Below are 1,672 nucleotides of genomic sequence, written 5' to 3'. Positions count from 1 at the left end.
AGCCTGAATCCACCGGTCCGCTGGGGCGGGTAGCCTGATTCCATTTTCGGTGATTTTGCGGGTTGCGGGCATGGTGGATTGCCGGGGCCTCGCTGCCCTGTGGTGTTCCACTGCCGGTCCTGGTTGCGCCGTTTGGCTGGGTTGACGGGTGGTCAGGTGGTCTTGGGCGGCGGGTAGATGGTGTCGAAGAGTTTCTCCCATGGCGTTTTCCAGGGCCAGTTGCTGGGCAGATGGAGCACGATGCGCCGGGCCGACGACGCCACACGGGAAGCAATGTTGATGAGTTTGTCCCGGATCGTGGCCGTGGTGGCCTTGGCGAATTTCGTGCCGGCCAAAGTACCGGCGGCGCGGGAGAGGTTGAAGGCCATCACCGCCGCCCCCAGCCAGGCGGCATTGGCGTTGAACTTTCCTGAGGGCAGCGAGCCCAGCGCCCCGTTCTTCAGATCGGAATGGACCTGCTCGATCACCGCGTGCGCGCGGTGGGTCTTATCCGCTGCGACGGTGTCCAGGACCGCGGGCTTGACGGTGGTGAAGAAGGCGTGGAACCGGTGCGTTTCAAAGAGCGTCGGCTGGCCTTCGCCGGCTTTGGGGTTCAGTTCCGGGATCCGGCGCACCACCAGCCTGCCGGTGATCCTCTCCGCTTTCTTCTTCGAGGTGAACGCGGTGAACACGGTCTCGGCGACCTCGGCGTCCGAGACCCATTTCCCGCTCTCCTCGTCGAAGATCGCATTGGTGTATTTGATCTTCTCCCATGCGTGGGCCGGGATCGCGGCGATGGCCTTCTTCACGGCCGGGTCCATCCGCACGGTCAGCGAAACCCGCGCCCCGGCACGGGCCGCTGCCGCGGCCACGGAGTGGGCGTAGTAAGCGCTGTCGGCGCGCAGCAGCACCATGCCGCCGGCGTCCGGTGAACGAAGGCGTGCCACGGCGGCCAGGAGGTCGGCCACAAATTTGGCGGCGCCGCGGGCCGAATTCGCCGCGCCCTTGCGCAGCCGGGCGCCGGCGATGACCGGGGCCGTGGCGTTTGTGGTGACGGTGCCGATCAGTGCGTTCAGGCCCTTGACTCCGGAGTACCCGTAGCCGGCGCCTTGCTTTTGGTATCCATAGGTGGCCTTGATCGTGTCATCGATATCGACCAGGGCCAGCTCATCGATCCCCGCAGTGATCGGCGCCGCCGCGGCCAGCTTGACCAGCCACCGCCGCGCTGCCGCGTCGAGCTGGCGTACGTGCCCGAACGTGAATTGGCGCAGGAACGACCCCAGAGTCGAGGGAGCGTACGTGCCCTTGAACAGTCTGTCCATGCCACCGTGCCGCAGGATCCCCATGTCGTCGATGCAGCCGGCACCGGCCAGCATTCCGGCCACCAAGGCAGAAACTTTCAGCCCGGCGTTGGCCCCGAAATAGTCCGGCAGGTGAAGGTGCTCATCAACCAGCGCCCCGAGACCCGTGGACCAGGCCAGGCCCATCGCCGGAACAAGCCCGGCTGCCGACACGAGATTCGGATCATCAAAGGCGCTGGAAACCGCCGCGGGCCTGTGAGAAAGTTTCACCTACGAGATGCCTCTCTTTTCGGTCAATATGAACTCTAAGCAAGTCCTATTTTCCTTGAGAAGACAGGCATTCTCGGTTTAAATCGCCGATCGAAGCCGAACCACACCGGTGGATTCAGGCT

1 protein-coding gene is annotated in these 1,672 nt (G+C 64.5%); it reads right to left on the bottom strand.

What is annotated here, in order from left to right:
• Window positions 1-152: 152 nt before the first annotated feature.
• On the bottom strand, window positions 153-1,550 hold the full coding sequence (locus M8J71_RS22860) for an IS1380 family transposase (RefSeq protein ID WP_256250159.1): 1,398 nt from the start codon (window positions 1,548-1,550) through the stop codon (window positions 153-155).
• Between the last annotated feature and the right edge of the window lie 122 nt (window positions 1,551-1,672).

The sequence above is a fragment of the Pseudarthrobacter sp. R1 genome (genome assembly GCF_024494415.1).
In the GTDB taxonomy this organism is placed as follows: Bacteria; Actinomycetota; Actinomycetes; order Actinomycetales; family Micrococcaceae; genus Arthrobacter.
The sequence above is the reverse complement of the archived record's forward strand: the minus strand, read 5'-3'. Positions and strand labels throughout refer to the sequence as shown.